Source organism: Streptomyces changchenzhani (assembly GCF_039766235.1).
Classification (GTDB): domain Bacteria; phylum Actinomycetota; class Actinomycetes; order Streptomycetales; family Streptomycetaceae; genus Streptomyces.
This window is the reverse complement of the sequence record NZ_JBDHNH010000007.1, coordinates 308548-330541: the sequence shown is the minus strand read 5'-3', so window position 1 is coordinate 330541 and position 21994 is coordinate 308548. Positions and strand designations below refer to the sequence as shown.

Genomic DNA, 21994 nt, shown 5'->3' with positions numbered 1-21994 from the left:
TGTCCCCGACCGGTTCCGACCCTACCTCTCCATGGAGGCCGGGGTGACATCGAGTGGTCCCGGACGGCGCGCAGCGGCCCGTACTCCCCAGTAGAAGTACGGGCCGCCGCCCTTCGACGGGCTTGCGCCCTCGTCACTCGGAGTCAGCTCCGCAGCGAGCGCAGCGCCTTTCCGAGCAGTGCCGCGCGGTCTGCGGCGGCCGGCACGTGCTCAAGGCCGAAGCCCAGCAGCACGGTGTCACGCGTCGTGACGGCGCTGTAGGACTGGAAGAGCGTCTGGGAGCGGACCCAGTCACCCTCGACAACCGGACTTCCCTCGGGGCCTCCGGGGACCGTCCAGGCGCCGAGCGAGGTCTCGAAGCCCTCGGACTCCTTCTCCGCGCCGCCCACGAACAGCTTGGCGTTGTCCGCGAAGACGCCGCGGCCGCCGCTGCCCGGGTCGGTGATGTAGCCCAGCGACAGCTCGACCTTCTTGCCCGCGTAGGCGCTGAGGTCGAAGGAGACCTGCTGCCAGCCGTTGGCCGCACCGGTGAAGCTGTTCCACGCGCCGCTGGTGCCGGTGGCCGTGCAGCCGCCCGCGTCCAGGGTCAGGTAGTGGCGCAGGAACGGGTGGCCGTTGATGAAGAAGCCGGCCTCGCACTCCGCGGGAACGGTGGACGAGGTGGCGCCGCCGGCCTCCGGGAGCGTGGTCCAGTCCTCGGCGCCCGCGGTGTGGGCCTCCAGGACCGCGTGGTCGTAGCCGTCCTCGGTGTTCCAGTTGAGCGCGAATTTCAGCGCGGGCTTGTCGGCCGCGGCGACCCCGGTGAGGTCGACGGTGCGGGCGAGCCTGCGCCAGTCGCCGTCCTCGTGCGTGGCGGCCGCCATCCACTGGCCCTCGTAGGGGGCGTACGGGTTGGTGACCCCGGTGTACTTGCCCGCCTGCGCGCTCTTGAACTGCGGGAACTCCCCGGTGGGCAGGGTGTCGGAGGTGACGGTGTACGCACCCGCCGCGTTCAGCGGATTGGTCGCCGTGCCGGCCAGCGGTCCGGTGAAGCCGGCCAGGCCGCCCGCTCCGGCGAAGCCGGTGGCGCCGGGCGACGAGGTGCGTCCGTACGCACCGAGGTAGTACTGGCTGAAGTCGTTGGTCGCGGCGCGGCCGACCTGGGCGTTGCCGCCGGCCAGCTCACCGGCCTCGATCAGCTTGCCGCCCTCGTTGAGGAAGGCGCGGACCGCCAGCTGCGTGGGCCCGCCGGGGGCCTGGGCGCCGGTGTAGTGGACCGCGGTGGAGAAGTGGCTGAGGACGCCCAGTGCGTGCGGGGCGCCCTGTGTGGCGACGTCCCAGACGGCGGCGCTGCGGCCATTGGCCTTGAGCGCGTCGACGTACTTCTGGGTCTCCTTGGCGGCTGCGCCCTCTTCGGCGATCACCAGCGTCTCGGCCTTGGGCCGCGCGGCCAGTGTGTAGGTGAAGTGCTCACTGGAGGTGGGCTTGCCCGCCTTGGTACGTCCGGTGAACCAGACCTCGACCTTGTCGCCGACGTCGCCGTCCTGGACCTTCGCCCGGTACTCGTCGAAGTAGAGGTTGTCCTCGCCGCCGTACGTCTCGCCGCCCTTCCAGGCCCTGAGCGCCTGGTCGTGCGTACGGCCGCCGTTGACGCGGTACTTCAGTTCCTTGTCGCGTACGGACTTGCGGGCGGTGACGGCCACTTCCTGGTCGTCCCAGCGCGCATAGGAGGTGCTGAAGGCGTCGACGGTGAAGTCGGGGGCCGCCATGCCGACCGCGGAGGAGGGCTGGTCGGGGTGGGAGGCCGTCTCAGCGACGGAGAGCGCGAAGGGGATGTTCTTGGCGAACTCCGCCTGGATCAGCTTCTCGTCGTCGGGGAAGTTGAAGCCGGACTGGCAGTCCTCGGGCCGCCACTGGTCGTTCGGGTCGATGTTCGACGCCGTCTGGCAGGTGGTCATCTCCGGGGTGAACATCATCGTCCCGTTGATGTTCGCCGCGTGTCCGTCGGCCTCACCGTTGGTGGTGTAGAGCTCCGAGGAGACCTGCGGGTAGTAGCCGGGGACCGCGGAGTTCTCCGGGGTGCCGGCGAGCGCCCGGTAGAGGACGTCGTCGGGGGTCGGGGTGGCGACCTGCCAGCCCACGCCGTACAGGATCAGCTCGGCGGCGGAGTGGTAGTTGATGCCGTACTCGAAGCCGATGCGCTTCTGGAAGCGGTCGATGGCCTGGGTCTCGGGCTCGGAGGCCGGACCCGTGCCGCGGTAGGTCTCACTCACGGGGCGCGGCGAGGAACCCTCGTTGTCGTAGCCCCACTTGTAGGAGAAGTTCCGGTTGAGGTCGACGCCGTCGCCGGTGGTGATGGCGCCGTCGCCGTTGATGTCACGGAGGTTCTTGCGCCACAGGCGCTCACCGCCGGCCTGGTGGGTGAAGTCGTAGCCGTCCGGGTTGGCGGAGAGCACGAACCACACCTCGGTGGAGTCCACGATCTTCGTGATCCGTGGGTCCTTGCCGTAGCTGTCGACGTAGTGGTGCATCAGCCGCCGGGTCATCTCCGGGGTGATCCACTCACGGGCGTGCTGGTTGGACATGTAGAGCACGGAGGGCTTCGCGCCGTCCTTGGTCTTCTTCGCGCCCTTGGAGAGCTTGAGCGCGAGGATGTCCTGGCCCTTGATGGTTTTGCCGATGGAGACGACCTTGGTGATGCCCGGGTTCGCCTGCCCGGTCTTCACGATCTCTTCCTGGAGATTGCCCTGGCCGCTGTACGGACGGTAGACCCCGTCGCCCGCTGCCCGCAGCCGGGCCTCGTTCTTGGCCGAGACCTTGCGCTCCGTGACCTTGACGCCCTTTTTCCCCAGGTCACGCGCCTGCGCGTCGGTCAGGAAGAGCTCGACCTTCGTGGTGCCCTTGTCCGGCACCTGCTCGCCCAGTTCATGGGCGTCCTGGCCGGCCGCGAGGACCAGCGGTATCTGTTCCTTGGTGACATCGGCGTTGAACACCTTCACCGCGTCGGCGCCCGCGTCCGCGGTGCTCGCCTTCGCGGCGCCCGCCCCCTCGGCCTGCGCGGCGGGTGCCGCCGCCATGCCGCCTATCAGCAATGCGCCCGCTGCGAGGATCGATCTCGCTCTGCGTCTCATGTGCCCCCCTTGCTGTTGTCTGCCACTAAGTGGACAGACGCCAGGCTCATGACAGTTCATGGTCATGTCAATAGGGCGCAGGGTGGCAGTACATGCCGCTGCCGGCGCCCCGAGGGGACGCCGGCAGCGGTGGGTTGAGCGTTACGGGGTTGCCGGTCCGGCCTCAGCCGACGAGACCGTCCGCCATCTCCTCGGTGAGCGTGGACTCCGTACCGGGAATGCCCAGGTCCTGGGCCCGCTTGTCGGCCATCGCCAGCAGTCGACGGATCCGGCCCGCGACCGCGTCCTTCGTCAGCACCGGATCGGCCAGCGCGCCCAGCTCCTCCAAGGAGGCCTGCTTGTGGTCCATGCGAAGCCGGCCCGCGGCGGCGAGGTGCTCGGGCACCTCATCGCCGAGGATCTCCAGCGCGCGCCCCACCCGGGCGCCCGCGGCGACCGCGGCCCGCGCGGAGCGGCGCAGGTTGGCGTCGTCGAAGTTGGCGAGCCGGTTCGCGGTGGCGCGGACCTCGCGGCGCATCCGCCGCTCCTCCCAGGCCAGCACCGAGTCGTGCGCGCCGAGCCGGGTCAGCAGGGCGCCGATCGCGTCCCCGTCACGTACGACGACGCGGTCCACTCCGCGCACCTCGCGCGCCTTGGCCCCGATGGAGAGCCTGCGGGCGGCGCCGACCAGGGCGAGGGCGGCCTCCGGTCCCGGGCAGGTCACCTCCAGCGAGGACGAGCGGCCCGGCTCGGTGAGCGAACCGTGCGCGAGGAACGCACCGCGCCAGGCGGCCTCGGCGTCACACGTGGCGCCGGAGACGACCTGTGGGGGCAGTCCGCGGATGGGACGGCCGCGGCCGTCCACCAAGCCGGTCTGGCGAGCCAGCTGATCACCGCCCGCAACCACTCGAACGAGGTAACGCGAACCGCGGCGCAGCCCGCTGGGGGCCATCACCACCAACTCGGAATGGTGTCCGAAAATCTCAAGAATGTCCTTTTTGATTCTGCGGGCCGCGAAACTCACGTCCAGCTCCGCCTCGATCACAATGCGGCCGCTCACCAGGTGCAGGCCGCCAGCGAACCGAAGAATCGCCGAGACCTCTGCCTTCCTGCAGCAGGTCCGGGTGACGGGAAGCCGGGAAATTTCGTCCTTCACCGCTGCCGTCATCGCCATGGGCCGATCCTTCCATGCATCCGAAAAATACGGTCGTACGCGGCGGCCAACAGCTCCGGGTCGTGGGTCGGGGAGCCGTCGGGCGCGGCGACCGGCGCCAGCTCGACCGCGGCGCCGAACCGTCTTGCGGCTTCGGCCAGGGAATCGCGGTCGGGCACGGCAGCCTCGTCGGCCAGCACCACGTCCAAGGCGAGTTTAGGGGCGTGTCGTCCCAAAACCTCCAAATGACGCTGCGGAGAGAAGCCATCGGTTTCTCCGGGTTGCGGCGCGAGGTTGAGCGAGAGGACGCGGCGGGCCTTCGTCTCGACCAGAGCGTCGAGCAGTTCGGGCACCAGAAGATGCGGAATCACGGACGAGAACCAGGACCCGGGGCCAAGCACCACCCAGTCGGCGTCGAGGACCGCGGCGACGGCCTCGGGGACGGCGGGCGGGTCGTGCGGCACCAGGTGGACGGACTGCACCTCGCCGGGGGTCAGGGCCACCGTCGCCTGGCCGCGGACCGTATCGACCGCGTCGGGGCGCAGCGGGTCATGGCCGCGTACGAGCGCCTGGAGCTCCAGCGGCACTGCGGACATGGGCAGAACCCGGCCGTGTGCTCCGAGGAGCTTGCCGACCAGGTCAAGGGCCTGGACGTGGTCGCCGAGCTGCTCCCACAGGGCGACGATCAGCAGATTGCCGACGGCGTGGTCGTGCAGGTCGCCGCGGCTGGAGAAGCGGTGCTGGATGACGCGCGACCAGGTCTGGCCCCAGTCGTCGTCGCCGCACAGCGCGGCGAGCGCCTTGCGGAGGTCGCCGGGGGGCAGGACGCCGAGCTCGTCGCGCAGGCGCCCGCTGGAGCCGCCGTCGTCGGCGACGGTGACCACGGCGGTCAGGTCGCCGGTGATCCGGCGCAGCGCGGTGAGCGAAGCGGACAGTCCCATGCCGCCGCCGAGGGCGACGACCTTGGGGTGGGCGCCGCGCTTGCGGCTGCTGCGCGCGGCGGATTCGCCGTGCTCCGGGGTGTGTCGCCGCAGCCGCCGCAGCCGGAGGTTGCGGACGGACGGCGCCGGGGTGTCCGGGGGCGGGCTGGGGGACGAGGTGCCCGCCTTGGCGGTGGCGGGCGTGCCGTCCTGGAGCCGGTCCCGGGCAGGGGGCCGGAGCTGGGGCTGGGGGTCCGTCTGGGGCTGCGGCTCGGCCTGCGGGTCCGCCTGGGACCGGGCCTGCGGGTCCGTCTGGGCCCGCGGCTCGGCCTGGGCCTGGGCGGGCACAGTGCGGTCGGGCACCCGGGGCGCGGCCGCAGGCAGTCCCGGCGTCCCTGCGCCGCCTCTGCCCGGCCGGTGCAGCTTCACTCGCGCCCCATGTCCCGGTGTACGAGGACGGTCTCGACGCCTTCGGCGGAGAGGCGCGCCGCCAGCTTCTCCGACATGGCGACGCTGCGGTGCTTGCCGCCCGTACAGCCCACCGCGATGGTCACATAGCGCTTGCCCTCACGGCAGTAGCCCGCGGCGATCAGCTGGAGCAGCTCGGTGTACTGGTCGAGGAACTCCTTGGCGCCCGGCTGGTTGAAGACGTACGCCGAGACCTCCTCGTTGAGCCCGGTGAAGGGGCGCAGCTCCGGGACCCAGTGCGGGTTGGGCAGGAAGCGGCAGTCGACGACGAGGTCGGCGTCGACCGGCAGGCCGTACTTGTAACCGAACGACATGACCGTGGCGCGCAGATTCGGCTCGTCGTCGCCCGCGAACTGGGCATCCATCTTGGCGCGCAGCTCGTGGACGTTGAGGCTGGAGGTGTCGATCACCAGGTCGGCGTCGCCGCGCAGCTCGCGCAGCAGGTCGCGCTCGGCCGCGATGCCGTCGGTGATCCGGCCGTCGCCCTGCAGCGGGTGCGGGCGGCGTACCGACTCGAAGCGGCGTACCAGCGCGTCGTCGGAGGACTCCAGGAAGACCACGCGCCGGGTGACCTGCTTGGCGTCCAGGTCGGCGAGGGATTCGCGGAGGTTGTCGAAGAAGCGCCGGCCACGGACGTCCACGACCACGGCGATGCGGGCCACATTGCCCTGCGAGCGGGCACCGAGCTCCACCATGGTGGGGATCAGGGCGGGCGGCAGGTTGTCGACGACGAACCAGCCGAGGTCTTCCAGGCACTTCGCCGCGGTGCTGCGGCCCGCCCCGGACATGCCCGAGATGATCACCAGCTCGGGGATGGGTGGATCGGCTGCTTCCACGGTCTCCCGCGGCGTGCCCGTGCTCACCTGTGCTCCGTCTCCGTCGTTCTCAGTCATTTCGCTACCCCCACTCATTCCTGCTGTCCCCGTTCCGGTGGGCGTTCCTGCTGTCCCCGCTCCGGCGGGGAGACCGCGGGTGCGGCCGCCGCAGTACCCTCGTCGTCTTCAATGATCTCTCCTGTCGCCATATTCACGGCAGGCGCGGCCGGAGCCGCCTGCGCGAGGACCACGGCGACAGTCTCGGCCGTCTTGCGGCCTATCCCCGGGACCTCGCAGATCTGCTCGATTGTCGCGGACCGCAGCTTCTTGACCGAACCGAAGTGCTTGATCAGTGCCTGCTTGCGCGTGTCGCCGAGGCCGGGGACCGCGTCCAGCGGTCCGGCCTTGAAGCGCTTGGCGCGCTTGGTCCGCTGGTAGCGGATGGCGAAGTCGTGGGCGGTGTCACGGACCCGCTGGAGGAGGTAGAGGCCCTCGCTGCTGCGGGGCAGCACCACCGGGTCGTCCTCGCCGGGCAGCCAGACCTCTTCGAGGCGCTTGGCGAGGCCGCAGATCGCGACGTCGTCGATGCCGAGCTCGTCGAGAGCACGCCGGGCGGCGGCCACCTGCGGCTGCCCGCCGTCGACGACGACGAGCTGGGGCGGGTAGGCGAAGCGCTTGGGCCTGCCGTCGTCCTCCGCGTCCGCCGCCACCTCGTGGGAGGTCTCGGCCGCCGTATCGAGGGGCGCCCCGGTCTCGGCCTCGGTCCACTCCCCCGTCTTCTCCTTCTCCTGGAGATAGCGCCGGAAGCGCCGGGTGAGCACTTCGTGCATGGAGCGGACGTCGTCCTGGCCCTCGAAGGTCTTGATCTGGAAGCGGCGGTACTCGCTCTTGCGGGGCAGACCGTCCTCGAAGACGACCATGGAGGCCACCACGTCGTCGCCCTGGAGGTGGGAGATGTCGAAGCACTCGATGCGCAGCGGCGCGGAGTCCAGACCGAGCGCTTCCGCGATCTCCTCCAGGGCGCGGGAGCGGGTCGTCAGGTCGGAGGCGCGCTTGGTCTTGTGCAGGACGAGGGTCTGCTGCGCGTTGCGCTGGACCGTCGCCATCAGGTCCTTCTTGTCGCCGCGCTGCGGGATGCGCAGCGACACATTGGACCCACGGCGCTCGGCGAGCCACTGCGAGACGGCAGGGGCGTCCTCCGGGAGGGCGGGGACGAGCACCTCCTTCGGGACGGCATCGCCCTTCTCCTCGCCGTACAGCTGCTGAAGGGCGTGCTCTACGAGGCCTGCCGTGTCGACGGCCTCGACCTTGTCGGTGACCCAGCCGCGCTGGCCGCGGACCCGGCCGCCGCGCACATGGAAGATCTGGACCGCCGCTTCGAGCTCGTCCTCGGCGACGGCGATCAGGTCGGCGTCGGTGGCGTCGTTGAACACCACCGCGTTCTTCTCCAGAGCGCGGCGCAGTGCCTCTATGTCGTCGCGCAGGCGGCCCGCCTTCTCGTACTCCATCGCCTCGGCGGCCTCGTGCATCTGCTGTTCGAGGCGGCGCAGGTAGGCGCCGGTGCGGCCGGCCATGAAGTCGCAGAACTCGTCGGCCAGTTCGCGGTGCTCCTCGGGGGTGACACGGCCCACGCAGGGCGCGGAGCACTTGCCGATGTAGCCGAGGAGACAGGGGCGACCGGTCCTGGCGGCGTTCTTGAAGACTCCGGCCGAGCAGGTGCGTACGGGAAACACACGCAGCATCAGGTCGACGGTCTCGCGGATGGCCCACGCGTGTCCGTACGGACCGAAGTAACGCACGCCCTTCTTCTTGGGGCCGCGCATGACCTGGACCCTGGGGAACTCCTCGCCCAGGGTCACGGCGAGCGACGGATAGCTCTTGTCGTCGCGGTACTTGACGTTGAACCGGGGGTCGTACTCCTTGATCCAGGAGTACTCCAGCTGGAGCGCCTCGACCTCGGTGGAGACGACGGTCCACTCGACGGAGGCGGCCGTGGTGACCATCGTGCGCGTGCGCGGGTGGAGATTCGCCAGGTCCTGGAAGTACGAGGAGAGGCGCGGGCGCAGGCTCTTCGCCTTCCCGACGTAGATCACCCGGCGGTGCTCGTCGCGGAATTTGTAGACCCCCGGCGAGTCGGGGATCTGTCCCGGCTTGGGGCGGTAGCTGGAGGGGTCGGCCATGTCAGACACCCTACTTGCGGCCAGTGACAGTGCGGCTGTCTCCGGCCGGGGGCGGGAGGACTCGATGCTTCCCGCCCCCACCATGCGATCCGGTGCCAGGGCTGCTGCCCGACCTGCGGCCCTTGCCGAATCCGCCGACCGATCCGCGGTCGGGCGGTCCGCGGTCGGGCGGCCAGTGGTCGGGCGGCCAGTGGTAGGGCGGTGGTCGGGCGGTCAGTGGTCGGCGGAGCTGTCCGGACGCGGTCCGGTGCCGCTCAGCCGCGGCACGGTCAGGCGGCCGGGGTACCGGAATGCTCGGCGCCATCAGAGGCTCGGCCGTAAGGCGTCAGGCTGACGGACTCGCGCCGGGGCTCGCGTCCGGTCCCGCGACGAGCTTGCCACCCTCGACCTTGACCGGGATCACGGACAGCGGCACGGTCGCCGGGCCCTTCAGCACCTTGCCGGTGGTCACATCGAAACGGCTGCCGTGGCAGGGGCAGATACCCGCGCCCTTCTCGATCTTCTCCAACGCGCAGCCCGCGTGCGTGCACTGGCCGCTGAACGCCTTGAACTCGCCCTTGGCCGGGCAGCTCACGAGGATGCGCTGCTCGCGGTAGAGCTTGGCACCCCCGACCGGAACCTCGTCAACCGCGCCGAGGTGCACGGGCGCGGTCGGCAGCGGCTCGGCGTGCCCGAGCTTCGATTCGGTGGAGCAGGCCGCCACGCCCAGGCCGGCCGCGCCGGCGAGAGCGACGCCCTTCAGCACGGTGCGACGGGGTGCGGGCTGGCCGAGCATGCGGTCTCCACTGGTCAGAGGCATCGGTGACAGAACCGACGATACCGGCGAAGATCGGGAGCCCCTCGCGCGGGCCGGGCACAGGCCTCACACGCCCTCTCAGGTGCTGCCGTACCGAGCGGTGACGGGTTACGTTGGCGCGTGATCATCGTCGCCGGAGAGTCCCTGATCGATCCGGTGCCGACGGAGGCGGGTGCGCTGGCGCCTCTGCTGCCATGGCTCGGCGGCGGACCGTACAACACCGCTGTCGCGCCGGGCCGGCTCGGCGCGCGTACCGGTTTCTGCTCCCGGATCTCGACGGACGGCTTCGGCGAGGCTCTTGTCGACGGACTGCGGACGGCCGGGGTGGACACCGCGCTCGTCCAGCGCGGACCCGAGCCGACCACGCCGGCGCTGGCGACGCTGGGCGAGGACGCCTGGACCGACACCCTGAGCTTCGCGGCGCGAGCAGCCGCGATCATCTGCTCCCGCCGGGGAGCGCAGCCGCCGTACGCGAAGGAACTGCCGGGCTGAGACGCCTACTTCCCCAAGGCGGGCGTGTCCTCAAACTCCCCCATTGACTTAGGGCATGGGTCCCCGACGGGCTGAAACCCTGGACCACTCCAGCCCGTCCGGCGTTTGAGGACCGGGGTCTGGGGCGGAGCCCCGGTTCTGGGAAGGGGCGGGTAGGGGAACAGCGCCGCAGGCAACCCGCACCCGCCGACCCCGCACCGCCGCTCCCTCAACCCCACCGTCACGCCTTCTTCGCGCGGCCCGCCTTCTTCGCAACGGCCGTCTTCGCCGCAGCAGTCTTCACCGTGACCGCCGGCTTCTTCGCGGGAGCCGCCGCCACCGCCTTCTTGGCAGCAGCCTTCCGCACGAGCGCCATCCGCTTCGCGGGAGCCGCGTCGCTGACCCGGTCGCCCAGGGTCTCCCGCAGGAACTTGCCCGTGTGGCTGGCCGGTTCGGAAGCGACCTGCTCCGGTGTCCCCTCGGCGATGACCAGACCGCCGCCGTTGCCACCCTCCGGGCCCATGTCGATGACCCAGTCGGCCGTCTTGATGACGTCGAGGTTGTGCTCGATGACGATCACCGTATTGCCCTTGTCGACCAGGCCGGACAGCACCTTGATGAGCTTGCTGATGTCCTCGAAGTGCAGACCGGTGGTCGGCTCGTCCAGGACGTACACAGTCCGCCCGCTGGAGCGCTTCTGCAGCTCGGATGCCAGCTTGACGCGCTGCGCCTCACCGCCCGACAGCGTGGGCGCCGACTGTCCCAGCCGGACGTACCCGAGGCCGACCTCGTTGAGCGTCCTGAGGTGACGGGAGATCGTCGGGACGGCCTCGAAGAAGTCCAGGCCCTCCTCGATCGGCATGTCCAGCACCTCCGCGATGGACTTGCCCTTGAAGTGGACCTCCAGGGTCTCCCGGTTGTAGCGCGCCCCGTGGCAGACCTCGCACGGGACATACACGTCCGGCAGGAAGTTCATCTCGATCTTGATCGTGCCGTCGCCCGAGCAGTTCTCACAGCGACCACCCTTGACGTTGAAGGAGAACCGGCCCGGCAGATACCCGCGGACCTTCGCCTCCATCGTCTCCGCGAACAGCTTGCGGACATGGTCGAAGACGCCGGTGTACGTCGCCGGGTTCGACCGGGGGGTGCGGCCGATCGGCGACTGGTCGACGTGGACCACCTTGTCGACGAGGTCGTCGCCGTCCACGCGCGTGTGGCGGCCGGGCACCGTGCGGGCGCCGTTCAGCTCGCGGGCCAGGTGGGTGTAGAGGATGTCGTTGACCAGCGTCGACTTGCCCGAGCCCGAGACACCCGTGACCGCCGTGAACACACCGAGCGGGAAGGACACGTCGATGTCGTGCAGGTTGTTCTCACGGGCGCCGTGGACGGTGAGCTGCCGTGCGGGGTCCACCGGGCGGCGGATGTCCGGCGTGGCGATGGACCTCTTGCCCGACAGGTACTGGCCGGTGATGGACTCCTCGTTGTCGAGGAGCTCCTTGAGGGAGCCGCTGTGCACGACCTTGCCGCCGTGCTCGCCCGCTCCCGGGCCGATGTCGACCACCCAGTCGGCCACCTTGATGGTGTCCTCGTCGTGCTCGACGACGATCAGGGTGTTGCCCATGTCCCGCAGCCGCACCAGCGTCTCGATGAGCCGGTGGTTGTCGCGCTGGTGCAGGCCGATGGACGGCTCGTCCAGGACGTACAGCACGCCGACCAGGCCGGAGCCGATCTGGGTGGCGAGCCGGATGCGCTGCGCCTCGCCGCCGGACAGTGTGCCCGCGGCGCGGTTCAGCGACAGGTAGTCCAGGCCCACGTCGACCAGGAACTTCAGCCGCTCGTTGACCTCCTTGAGGACCCGCTCGGCGATCGTCTTGTCGCGGGCGTTCAGCTTCAGCCGGCCCAGGAAGTCCGCGCACTCGCTGATCGACATCGCGGCGACCGCGGCAATGGACTTCTCCATGACCGTGACCGCGAGGACGAGCGGCTTCAGTCGCGTGCCGTTGCAGGTCGGGCAGTGCACCTCGCGCATATAGCCCTCGAAGCGCTCCCGGCTGCTGTCGCTCTCGGCCTCCGAGTGCCGCCGCTTGACGAACGGCACCGCGCCCTCGAAGGCGGTGGTATACGCCCGCTCGCGCCCGTACCTGTTGCGGTAGCGGACCTCGATCTGCGTCTTGTGGCCGTGCAGCAGGGCCTTCTTGGCGCGTTGCGGCAGCCCCGCCCAGGGGATGTCCGTACGGAAGCCGAGCGCGTCGGCGAGCGCTCCGACGAGCCGCGCGAAGTAGTCCTTGGTGTGTCCGTGCGACCACGGATTGATCGCACCCTCGTCGAGGGACTTGTCCTCGTCGGGGACGATCAGCTCCGGGTCGACCTCCATGCGCGTGCCGATGCCGGTGCAGTCGGGGCAGGCGCCGAAGGGCGAGTTGAAGGAGAAGGAGCGGGGCTCAAGCTCTTCGAAGGACAGGTCGTCGTACGTGCAGTAGAGGTGCTCGGAGTACATCCGCTCACGCTCGGGGTCGTCCGCCGGGAGGTCGACGAAGTCGAGGATGACCATGCCGCCGGCCAGCCCGAGCGCAGTCTCCACCGAGTCGGTGAGCCTGCGCTTGGCGCTGTCCTTCACCGTCAGGCGGTCGATGACCACCTCGATGGTGTGCTTCTCCTGCTTCTTGAGCGTGGGCGGCTCGGAGAGCTGGATCGTCTCGCCGTCCACCCGCGCCCGGCTGTACCCCTTGGTCTGGAGGTCGGCGAAGAGGTCGACGAACTCGCCCTTGCGCTCGCGCACCAGCGGGGAGAGCACCTGGAAGCGGCTGCCCTCGGGCAGCTCAAGCACCTTGTCGACAATGGCCTGCGGCGACTGACGCGTGATGGGGCGGCCGCACTCGGGGCAGTGCGGCTTGCCGATACGGGCGAAGAGCAGCCGGAGGTAGTCGTAGACCTCGGTGATGGTGCCGACCGTCGAGCGCGGGTTCCGCGAGGTCGACTTCTGGTCGATGGAGACCGCGGGCGACAGACCCTCGATGAAGTCCACATCGGGCTTGTCCATCTGGCCCAGGAACTGCCGGGCGTAGGAGGAGAGCGACTCGACGTAGCGGCGCTGCCCCTCGGCGAAGATCGTGTCGAACGCGAGGGAGGACTTGCCCGACCCGGAGAGCCCGGTGAACACGATGAGGGAGTCACGGGGGAGGTCGAGCGAGACGTTCTTGAGATTGTGCTCGCGCGCGCCACGGACGATGAGACGGTCGGCCACGCCGGTCCGCACCTTTCTTGAGAGAAGCAGGGGGCTGAGCCCCCCAATCCCAGACTATGGGGGTCGCCACAGCGGTGTCTTAGCGATGTCTTAAGGAGCAACGACTTCAAGGATGCCTGATGGCTCTGACGAGCTTATAGCACGTGCATTCGAATTGTGGCCGTCACCAAACAGCTTCACCCGATCGAGTGGCGGAGCTATGGTCGGCGTCATGAACGATCATGTGCGCGACCTGGCTTCTGTACGCGAAGCGACCGACCGGCTCCTCACCGCGGCCGGCAAGCTGGACACCGCCGGAGTGACGCAACCGTCACAGCTTCCCGGCTGGACACGCGGCCATGTGCTGGCCCATGTCGCCCGTAACGCGGACGCCCTGATCAATGTGCTGGCCGGCCGCCCCATGTACGCGAGCGCAGAGACCCGCGACGCCGACATCGAGCGTGGCGCGCCCCGCCCCCTGTCCGTACAGCTTCAGGATGTGCGCGACAGCGCGGCCCGCTTCCAGGAGGCGGGCGCCGCCCCCGCCGACTGGACCCGCACGGTCGCCCTGCGCAATGGCGTGACCGACGACGCGTCCCGCATCCCGTTCCGCCGGCTGATCGAGATCGAGCTGCACCACGTCGACCTCGGCATCGGCTACGAGTTGGAGGATCTGCCGGAGGAGTTCACCGGGCGCGAAATCGCGTTCCTTGCCGCGCGTTTCGCCGGGAACGCGGAGGTGCCCGCGGTACTGCTGACCGCGGCCGACGGGCGGCAGTGGCACACGGGCCGCGCTCAGGGTGACCCTGTGCCCGTCGCGGGAGCGGCTCCCGACCTGCTGGGGTGGCTCGCGGGCCGCCGCGACGGTGCCGCGCTCGACACCTCGGGGGCCCTGCTGCCCGCACTGCCCCCGCTATAGGCTGAGCCCATGACGTACAGCGGAACGGTCAAGGTCGGCGGTCCTGCGGACGTGCACGAACTCGCGGACCTGATGATCTCGAAGGTCGCGGTCGGCGCGATGAACAACAACTCCTACCTGCTGCGCTGCCGCGCCACCGGCGAGCAGCTGCTGATCGACGCGGCGGCCGAGCCGGACATCCTGCTCCGGCTGATCGGTGACGACGGCATCGCGTCCGTCGTCACCACCCACCAGCACGGCGACCACTGGCAGGCGTTGGCCGAGGTCGTCGCGGCGACCGGGGCGCGCACATACGCCGGCCGGTACGACGCGGAGGGCATCCCCGTCCCGACCGATGTCGCGGTCGAGGACGGCGACACGATCCGGGTCGGCCGCGTCGAGCTCACCGCACACCGGCTGGTCGGCCACACTCCCGGCAGCATCGCCCTCGTGTACGACGACCCGCACGGGCATCCGCACGCCTTCACCGGGGACTGTCTCTTCCCGGGCGGCGTGGGCAACACCCGGCAGGACGCGGCCGCCTTCACCAGCCTGCTCGACGACGTGGAGCAGAAGCTCTTCGGCAGGCTGCCGGACGAGACCTGGGTCTACCCGGGCCACGGCGACGACACCACGCTCGGCGCCGAGCGCCCGCAGCTGCCGGAATGGCGCAAGCGCGGCTGGTAGACCGCGACCGCACGCATGACTGGGGCCCGTACGCATGGTGCGTACGCGCCCCAGTCATGTGTGCGGGGTGGTCATGCGTGCCGGGTCAGGACTCGATGCTTTCCTTGTCGCCGGCCGCGGCCGCCTCGGCCGCTTCGCGCTGCTCGGTCTTCTTGTTGGCGATCAGGCTGGTGATCGTGGTGATGATCAGCACGCCGCAGATGACCGTCAGGGAGAAGGGAATCGAGATCACGGGGACGTCCACCCCGTTCTCGTGCAGAGCGTGCAGCACCAGCTTGACGCCGATGAAGCCCAGGATGACCGACAGGCCGTAACTCAGGTGGACCAGCTTCTTGAGCAGGCCACCGATGAGGAAGTACAGCTGACGCAGTCCCATGAGGGCGAAGGCGTTGGCGGTGAAGACGATGTACGGGTCCTGGGTGAGACCGAAGATCGCGGGGATCGAGTCCAGCGCGAACAGCACATCGGTGGTGCCGATGGCCAGCATGACGACCATCAGCGGCGTCATGATGCGCTTGCCGTTCTTCTGGATGAAGAGCTTGGTGCCGTGATAGCTGTCGGCCACACCGAAGCGGTTCTCGATGGACTTGAGGAGACGGTTCTCCTCGAACTCGTCCTCCTCGTCGCCGGAGCGCGCTTCCTGGATGAGCTTCCAGGCGGTGTAGATCAGGAACGCACCGAAGATGTAGAAGATCCACGAGAAGTTGGCGATGACCGCGGCGCCGGCGGCGATGAAGATCGCACGCAGCACCAGCGCGATCAGCACGCCGATGAGCAGCACACGCTGCTGGAGGTGGGACGGCACCGAGAACTTCGCCATGATCAGGACGAAGACAAAGAGGTTGTCCACGCTGAGCGATTTCTCGGTGATGAAGCCGGCGAAGAACTCTCCGGATGCCTGGGTGGTGCCGAACACCAGCAGGCCGAGGCCGAAGAGGATGGCCAGGACGATCCAGACGACCGTCCAGATTCCGGCTTCCTTCATCGACACGTCATGGGGCTTGCGCCCGATGAGGAAGTCGACAGCGATCAGGGCGGCCAGACCGAGAATGGTCAGGATCCACATGCTCAATGAAACGTCCACTGCGCCTCCGGCAGATAGCTACGGCAACTCAATCAGCGTCGTCGCTGCCGGAGGTCTCTTCCACCCGAGCGCTGTTCACGCGCTACGGGCCGACGCCCCGGGACCGATGGCGGTCCGTATTGACGGGTACGTCGCAGCCGGGAGTACTCCCCTCCGCTGCTCGAAGAGTACATGAATACCCAAGAGAAGGTAAAGAGGATGGTAAACGTGCCCCAAAAGAGCAGGTCAAGCGCAGGGTGGTCAGCCGCGCAGTGAGCGCCTCGCCGCCGCCACCCGGGCGAGAACCTCCTGCAGAATCTGGCTGCCGGCCGGCGGCAGCATCGGCTCGTACGTCCACACATGGCCGACCCACGGGTCGATCAGGTGATCGTCGGGCACCGGGGTGACCCGCAGCAGAGACCGCCAGAGCGGGTCGAGCACCGGCCCGTACTCACTCGCGTCCTCGCGGTCGGCGACCATCATCAGGTGCACGCCGACGGCCGGGCCCTCGTCGGCCAGGTACCTCAGCTGGGTGACGGCGCGGTCGTCGAAGCCGTGCGGGAAGTCGTTGACGATCAGCAGCTGCTCGGCCGTGTCCAGGTCGGGCGGGAGTGCGTCGGCGGCGCGGCCCCGCACTGCCATCTGCACCAGGTCCACGCGCTGGGTGAGCTTGGCCAGCACCGCGCTGACGCCCTGCGCGCCGGCCGCGGGCGGTGCGTCGAGCACCCCGGACCCGGTCAGCGGGGTCAGCGCGAGCGCGCCCGAGCCCGCCGGGTCGATGACATGGACGGTGAACTCCCCCGCGGGGTAGGCCGCCAACAGCCGTGCGGCGTGCGCGACAGCGGTGTCCATCGCGGCCCTGCGCAGCTGGTGGGAGTCCATCATCAGCGCGGCCTCGGAACCGGAGCGGCCACTGTCGATCCACAGGCCGCGCTCCAGCGGCAGCCGTACCAGCATCGGGATGCGCAGGTCCGGGCGCTCGGGCAGCTGGAGATCGCCGAGGCGCAGCGCCATCGGGATCTCCATGGGGACCCGGTAGCCGTGCCAGGTGGGGTTGTGCCAGGAGGCGAAGGCCGGGGGCAGGGCGGGCTCGACGACTTCGGCCTCGGCGACGAGCTGCACCAGGTCGCGCTCCAGCACCACGCGGGCCTGCTCGACGAGGTTGTCGTGCTTGGTGCGGGCCGCCTGGCGGGCGGCTTCGCCGGCGCTCCCGATCCGGCTGCGCGGGTCGGAGAGCACCTTGTCGAGCTCCTGGTCCATCCTCGACTCGGCGAAGTCGACGGCGCTGCGATACGCCGCGGTGGTGCGGGCCAGGTCCTCGAACATGCCCCACACCTGGTTGTACAGCCGCTCCTCCATGGACCAGCCGGTTGCGTCGCCCGCGACGGGCTGCGCGGGCTGCCCCGGCGTGGCGGGCGGCGCGGTGGGGGGCGGCGGCGGTGGCGCGGTGTTCTGACGGCGGGGGTGCGCGTAGTCGATGGGGCCGCCGGAGGCCTGCGGTGCGCCGGTCTCGGGGCCGCCGGGAACCGCGGCGGACGGGGCGCCGGTCACGGAGCCGCGCGGGGGCTCGGGTGATGCGGGCGTGGGAGTGGCGGCGGGTGTCGCGTCGGCCGGGGCGCCGCTGCCTGCCTGCTCGTGGCGGCTCCTCGTCCGGGATGCGGTGTGCCGCGCCCGGTCGTCGTCCTGGGAGCGGGGCGGGGGTGCCTGCACGGAACGGGCCAGGCCGCTGCTCACGGCCTCCTGGATGGCGGCGGCGAGTTCGCCTGCCTGTGGCAGGCCCTGGTCACCGAGCATCTCGGCGAGGCCGCCCGCGTACCCCTGGCCGATCGCGCGCACTTTCCAGGCACCCTGACGGCGGTAGAGCTCCAGGGCGACGACCGCCGACTCGCTGTCCAGGCCGGTGACCGTGTAGCTGGCGACCTCGGAGCCGTCGAGCCCGGTGACGGCGACGAAGGGGGCGGCGAGCGCGCCGAAGCTGCTCGGGCCGCCGACGCCCAGGGGGAGGGCGAGCAGGACGCTCACCCGGTGCACGGCCTCGGGCAGGGCCCCGAGGTCGACGGCCAGCCGGTGGTCGGCCGCGGCCTGCTTGGAGACTTCGAGCCCGGGGAGATGGGGCGATCCGGGGTGGGCGACCCACTCCGTTCCGCGCACGGTGCCCTGCTCGTCGCCGAGCGTGGCACCGGCCACGACCGGCTTGTCGGCCGACACCCGGATCTCCAAACGGGCCTGGGGCAATGGGTGGTTCTGTCCCCGGACCAGCTCGGCCGTCATCGCCTGTCTCCCCCACGTCGAAGTCGAATTGGATCGGTCGGTGCCAAGCGGCGCCGGGTGGTGCATGTGATGCATGTGATGCAACGAGCAGTGCGCGTAGTGCAATTGGCGCAGCTCCCGGCGGCATCATGCCCTCCGGGAGCTGCGCGTGCCGAGAACGACCCTGCTCAGAGGTGCGGCAGGATCGACGGCATCAGGTCCTGGAAGGTCCGGCCGTTGGCCGGGTTGCCAATGGCCGTCATCTGCCAACCCGCGCCCGCCCGGTGCACCTTCGCCATGATCTGGGCGGTGTACTGGCCTCCGCCGTCGAGCGTGTAGCGGGCCATTTCCTGGCCGTTGGTCTCATCGACGATGCGACAGAACGCGTTCTGCACTTCCTGGAACGTCTGGCCGGTGAAGGAGTTCACCGTGAAGACGATCTGGTCGATGTGCACCGGAACACGCTGGAGGTCCACGAGGATCGCCTCGTCGTCGCCGCCCTGACCGGCGCCGCCGACCAGGTTGTCGCCGGTGTGCTTCACCGAGCCGTCGTCGCTGACGAGGTGACGGAAGAAGACCACGTCCACCGGCTGCTTGTCCGCGAACAGCACCGCCGAGGCATCGAGGTCGACTTCCCGCGTGCGAGAGCCGAACAGGCCGCGACGCGGCGCCGCCTGCCAGCCGAGCCCCATCCGCACCGCGGTCAGGGTTGCCCCGTCGCTCTTCTGCAGGCTGATGGCCTGGCCCTTGGTCATGTTGACCGTCACGCGCTGTCCCCTCTCCCCAAAGCCCTGCACCGCCCGTGTGTGCGGCTGACCAGCACCCTACGCAGTCACGCCGACCGAGCCACAGCCTCGGTGCATTTTGTGTCGGTCTTGCAACACACCAGGTGCGGCCCTGTGCGGACCTGTCGGATACCGGCCCGTCAGCCCCTGTCCGGACGTTGCGGCCGTCGGGCCCGCCCCGCTCCACCGGGCCCGGTCGCAGCCGTCAGGCCTGCCCCGCCTCCCGCATCTGACGCAGCTCCCTCTTGAGCTCGCCCACCTCGTCGCGCAGCCTCGCGGCGACCTCGAACTGCAGCTCGGCCGCCGCACCGCGCATCCGCTCGGTCATCTCCTCGATGAGCTGGGCCAGTTCGGCAGCCGGGCGGTCGGTGAGGACCTCACCCTTCTTGCCCGCGGCACCGGCCTTGGCCGCCTTGCCGCCGAGCGCGGGCACCGGCGCCTTGGCGCCCTTGCCGTCCTTCACCTGCCGGTAACCGGAGCCGAGGAGCTGCTCGGTGTCGACCTGCTCACGCGCGATCGTGGCGACGATGTCGTTGATCTTCTTCCGCAGCGGCTGCGGATCGATCCCGTGCTTGGTGTTGTACGCGACCTGCTTCTCACGGCGCCGGTTGGTCTCGTCGATGGCCTTCTCCATCGCCGGGGTGATCCTGTCCGCGTACATGTGGACCTCGCCGGAGACATTGCGCGCCGCGCGGCCGATGGTCTGGATCAGGGAGGTGCCTGAGCGCAGGAAGCCCTGCTTGTCCGCGTCGAGGATGGCCACCAACGACACCTCGGGGAGGTCGAGACCCTCACGCAGCAGGTTGATGCCGACCAGAACGTCGTACTCGCCGGACCGCAGCTCGCGCAGCAGCTCGATGCGGCGCAGTGTGTCGACATCACTGTGGAGGTAGCGCACCTGGATGCCCAGTTCGAGGAAGTACTCGGTGAGGTCCTCGGACATCTTCTTGGTCAGCGTGGTGACGAGGACCCGCTCGTCCTTCTCGGCGCGCTTCCTGATCTCGTGCACCAGGTCGTCGATCTGCCCCTCGGTGGGCTTGACGATCACCTGGGGGTCGATGAGGCCGGTGGGCCGGATGACCTGCTCCACGAATCCGTCGGAGCGGGAGAGCTCGTACGCACCGGGGGTCGCGGAGAGGTAGACCGCCTGGCCGACGCGCTTTTGGAACTCCTCCCACTTCAGCGGCCGGTTGTCCATCGCGGACGGCAGCCGGAAGCCGTGCTCGACCAGGGTCCGCTTACGGGACGCGTCGCCCTCGTACATCGCGCCGATCTGCGGCACGGTGACATGCGACTCGTCGATGACCAGCAGGAAGTCTTCGGGGAAATAGTCGATGAGGGTGTGCGGGGCGGTGCCGGGGTCGCGGTCGTCCATGTGCATCGAATAGTTCTCGATGCCCGAGCAACTGCCGATCTGGCGCATCATCTCAAGGTCGTAGGTGGTGCGCATACGCAGTCGCTGGGCCTCCAGCATCTTGCCCTGCTTCTCCATCTCGGCGAGCCGCTCCTCCAGCTCCTTCTCGATGCCCCTGACCGCCTTCTCCATGCGCTCGGGCCCGGCGACGTAGTGGCTGGCCGGGAAGACGTACACCGCCCGGTCCTCGCTGATGATCTCGCCGGTGAGCGGGTGGAGCGTGGAGAGCGCCTCGATCTCGTCGCCGAACATCTCGATGCGGACGGCCAGCTCCTCGTACACCGGGAAGATCTCGATGGTGTCGCCGCGGACCCGGAAAGTGCCGCGCGCGAAGGCCACGTCGTTGCGGGTGTACTGGATCTCGACGAAGCGGCGCAGCAGCTGGTCCCGGTCGATCTCCTCGCCGACCTTCAGCGGCACCATGCGGTCCACGTATTCCTGGGGGGTGCCGAGGCCGTAGATGCAGGAGACGGAGGCGACCACGATGACGTCGCGCCGGGTCAGCAGCGAGTTCGTCGCGGAGTGGCGCAGGCGCTCGACCTCCTCATTGACCGAGGAGTCCTTCTCGATGTAGGTGTCCGACTGCGGGACGTACGCCTCGGGCTGGTAGTAGTCGTAGTACGAGACGAAGTACTCGACGGCGTTATTGGGCAGGAGCTCGCGGAACTCGTTCGCCAGCTGGGCGGCGAGGGTCTTGTTCGGCGCCATGACGAGCGTGGGGCGCTGGAGCTTCTCGATCATCCAGGCAGTGGTCGCCGACTTGCCGGTGCCTGTCGCACCGAGCAGGACGACATCCTTCTCACCTGCACGAATGCGCCGCTCCAGCTCGGCGATGGCCGCCGGCTGGTCACCGCTGGGCTGGTAGGAACTGACGACCTCGAAGGGCGCCACCGTACGTTCGATCTTGGAAACGGGCCGCATGCACCAACCGTACGACTCGCCACTGACACTCACGTGGCGATCGCCCGGGTCACCGGCGCTGCGTGGGCCGCAGGGCCGGTCCCGGGGCCTCTGCCCTGCGCGGGCTCCGCCAGTCCGGCTGGCCCATGACCAGCAGCGGATCGAACATCACCACTACGCCCGCAATGAACAGGAAGACCACGGGGCCGATCAGCATCGGCGCGAGGAGCATGGCGGGCGACTCTCCGCCGGGGGCGCTCGCCACTCCGTGCAGGTGAACGCTGAGCGCGGCCATGCCCGTGTAGTGCATGCCACTCACGGCTATGCCCATGACGAGGCTGGCGCCCAGGCTGGACAGAATGCCACGGATCGATACGGCCGCCCACAGGGCGGCGGTCGCGGCCACGACCGCGATCACCACGGAGAGCGCGACGGTGAAGGTCTCGTACTGGAGCTGACCGCGCAGTCGTATTCCGGCCATACCGAGGTAGTGCATGGAGGCGATGCCCAGGCCGGTGATCGTGCCGCCGGTGACCAGGGCCATGGGCGTGACGCCGCGGTATCCGACGATGAAGATGCCGACACCGACCATGACGATGGCGACGCCGAGGCTGGCGAAAGTCAGGGAGGGGTCGTAGTTCAGCGGGGTCTCCTTGACGGAGAAACCCATCATCGCGATGAAGTGCATGGTCCAGATGCCCGACCCTATGGCGGTCGCCCCGAGGGCGAGCCAGCCCGCCTTCCAGCTGCGTTCGTTCATCAACGACCTCGCCGTGCAGCGCAGCCCCAGAGCGCCACCGAGACACGCCATGATGTACGCCGTCACAGGGGTGATCAAACCGTAGCTGAATCCGTCGACAGTGCCCTGCATGCCCTTACCGC

At 69.5% G+C, this 21994-nt stretch carries 14 protein-coding genes and 1 pseudogene; 3 read left to right on the top strand and 12 right to left on the bottom strand.

From position 1 onward, the window contains the following. Positions 1-143: 143 nt before the first annotated feature. The 6 genes from ABCR94_RS23245 to ABCR94_RS23220 all read right to left on the bottom strand — a co-directional run bounded on the left by ABCR94_RS23245 (position 144) and on the right by ABCR94_RS23220 (position 9400). Positions 144-3110, bottom strand: a complete 2967-nt coding sequence (locus ABCR94_RS23245) for a M14 family metallopeptidase (RefSeq protein WP_347121806.1) — start codon at positions 3108-3110, stop codon at positions 144-146. Between the two features lie 163 nt (positions 3111-3273). Beyond that, a complete protein-coding gene (gene whiA / locus ABCR94_RS23240; RefSeq protein ID WP_347121804.1) occupies positions 3274-4263 on the bottom strand; it encodes a DNA-binding protein WhiA in 990 nt (329 codons plus the stop codon). Beyond that, positions 4254-5285, bottom strand: a complete 1032-nt coding sequence (locus ABCR94_RS23235) for a gluconeogenesis factor YvcK family protein (protein WP_521977655.1) — start codon at positions 5283-5285, stop codon at positions 4254-4256. Before ABCR94_RS23235 ends, whiA begins: the two co-directional genes overlap by 10 nt. 302 nt (positions 5286-5587) lie before the next feature. Then, the gene (gene rapZ, locus ABCR94_RS23230) at positions 5588-6523 is read right to left on the bottom strand and encodes an RNase adapter RapZ (RefSeq protein ID WP_347121803.1); all 936 of its coding nucleotides are present in this window, start codon (positions 6521-6523) and stop codon (positions 5588-5590) included. 14 nt (positions 6524-6537) lie between these two features. Beyond that, positions 6538-8625: an excinuclease ABC subunit UvrC gene (gene uvrC, locus ABCR94_RS23225; RefSeq protein WP_347121801.1), complete on the bottom strand. Its 2088-nt coding sequence runs from the start codon at positions 8623-8625 to the stop codon at positions 6538-6540. Between the two features lie 325 nt (positions 8626-8950). Beyond that, positions 8951-9400, bottom strand: a complete 450-nt coding sequence (locus tag ABCR94_RS23220) for a Rieske (2Fe-2S) protein (RefSeq protein ID WP_347121799.1) — start codon at positions 9398-9400, stop codon at positions 8951-8953. Positions 9401-9541: 141 nt separating this feature from the next. Here ABCR94_RS23220 and ABCR94_RS23215 point away from each other — a divergent pair. After that, positions 9542-9814: pseudogene (locus ABCR94_RS23215) on the top strand (PfkB family carbohydrate kinase); the annotation flags it as partial. 319 nt (positions 9815-10133) lie between these two features. Here the strand turns inward: ABCR94_RS23215 and uvrA are convergent. After that, positions 10134-13136, bottom strand: a complete 3003-nt coding sequence (gene uvrA, locus ABCR94_RS23210; protein WP_347121797.1) for an excinuclease ABC subunit UvrA — start codon at positions 13134-13136, stop codon at positions 10134-10136. Positions 13137-13347: 211 nt separating this feature from the next. Between uvrA and ABCR94_RS23205 the strand changes: the two genes are divergently transcribed. Together ABCR94_RS23205 and ABCR94_RS23200 are read left to right on the top strand one after the other, a co-directional pair. Beyond that, positions 13348-14034 (top strand): maleylpyruvate isomerase family mycothiol-dependent enzyme, encoded by a 687-nt coding sequence (locus ABCR94_RS23205; protein ID WP_347121796.1) that lies wholly within the window; start codon positions 13348-13350, stop codon positions 14032-14034. A 9-nt stretch (positions 14035-14043) separates the two neighbouring features. Beyond that, positions 14044-14700, top strand: coding sequence for an MBL fold metallo-hydrolase (locus tag ABCR94_RS23200; RefSeq protein ID WP_347121795.1), 657 nt, complete (start codon positions 14044-14046; stop codon positions 14698-14700). An 85-nt stretch (positions 14701-14785) separates the two neighbouring features. Here ABCR94_RS23200 and ABCR94_RS23195 read toward each other — a convergent pair whose 3' ends face one another. The 5 genes from ABCR94_RS23195 to ABCR94_RS23175 all read right to left on the bottom strand — a co-directional run bounded on the left by ABCR94_RS23195 (position 14786) and on the right by ABCR94_RS23175 (position 21983). Next, positions 14786-15784 carry a TerC family protein gene (locus tag ABCR94_RS23195; RefSeq protein ID WP_347121793.1) on the bottom strand — a complete coding sequence of 333 codons (999 nt, stop codon included), beginning with the start codon at positions 15782-15784 and terminating at the stop codon, positions 14786-14788. A gap of 240 nt (positions 15785-16024) precedes the next feature. Continuing rightward, positions 16025-18034 (bottom strand): TerD family protein, encoded by a 2010-nt coding sequence (locus tag ABCR94_RS23190; protein WP_347121791.1) that lies wholly within the window; start codon positions 18032-18034, stop codon positions 16025-16027. 167 nt (positions 18035-18201) lie between these two features. Next, positions 18202-18780, bottom strand: a complete 579-nt coding sequence (locus ABCR94_RS23185) for a TerD family protein (protein WP_347121789.1) — start codon at positions 18778-18780, stop codon at positions 18202-18204. Positions 18781-19003: 223 nt separating this feature from the next. Then, on the bottom strand, positions 19004-21133 hold the full coding sequence (gene uvrB / locus ABCR94_RS23180) for an excinuclease ABC subunit UvrB (RefSeq protein WP_347121787.1): 2130 nt from the start codon (positions 21131-21133) through the stop codon (positions 19004-19006). 49 nt (positions 21134-21182) lie between these two features. After that, entirely contained in the window at positions 21183-21983 is an 801-nt protein-coding gene (locus tag ABCR94_RS23175; protein ID WP_347121785.1) for an MHYT domain-containing protein, read from the bottom strand. Positions 21984-21994: the final 11 nt, after the last annotated feature.

Coding starts and splice junctions, on each gene's coding strand:
- uvrB (WP_347121787.1), bottom strand. CDS start 21,133: ATGCGGCCCGTTTCCAAGATCGAACGTACGGTGGCGCCCTTCGAGGTC.
- ABCR94_RS23190 (WP_347121791.1), bottom strand. CDS start 18,034: ATGACGGCCGAGCTGGTCCGGGGACAGAACCACCCATTGCCCCAGGCC.
- ABCR94_RS23220 (WP_347121799.1), bottom strand. CDS start 9,400: ATGCTCGGCCAGCCCGCACCCCGTCGCACCGTGCTGAAGGGCGTCGCT.
- ABCR94_RS23200 (WP_347121795.1), top strand. CDS start 14,044: ATGACGTACAGCGGAACGGTCAAGGTCGGCGGTCCTGCGGACGTGCAC.
- ABCR94_RS23175 (WP_347121785.1), bottom strand. CDS start 21,983: ATGCAGGGCACTGTCGACGGATTCAGCTACGGTTTGATCACCCCTGTG.
- ABCR94_RS23245 (WP_347121806.1), bottom strand. CDS start 3,110: ATGAGACGCAGAGCGAGATCGATCCTCGCAGCGGGCGCATTGCTGATA.
- uvrC (WP_347121801.1), bottom strand. CDS start 8,625: ATGGCCGACCCCTCCAGCTACCGCCCCAAGCCGGGACAGATCCCCGAC.
- rapZ (WP_347121803.1), bottom strand. CDS start 6,523: ATGACTGAGAACGACGGAGACGGAGCACAGGTGAGCACGGGCACGCCG.
- whiA (WP_347121804.1), bottom strand. CDS start 4,263: ATGGCGATGACGGCAGCGGTGAAGGACGAAATTTCCCGGCTTCCCGTC.
- ABCR94_RS23205 (WP_347121796.1), top strand. CDS start 13,348: ATGAACGATCATGTGCGCGACCTGGCTTCTGTACGCGAAGCGACCGAC.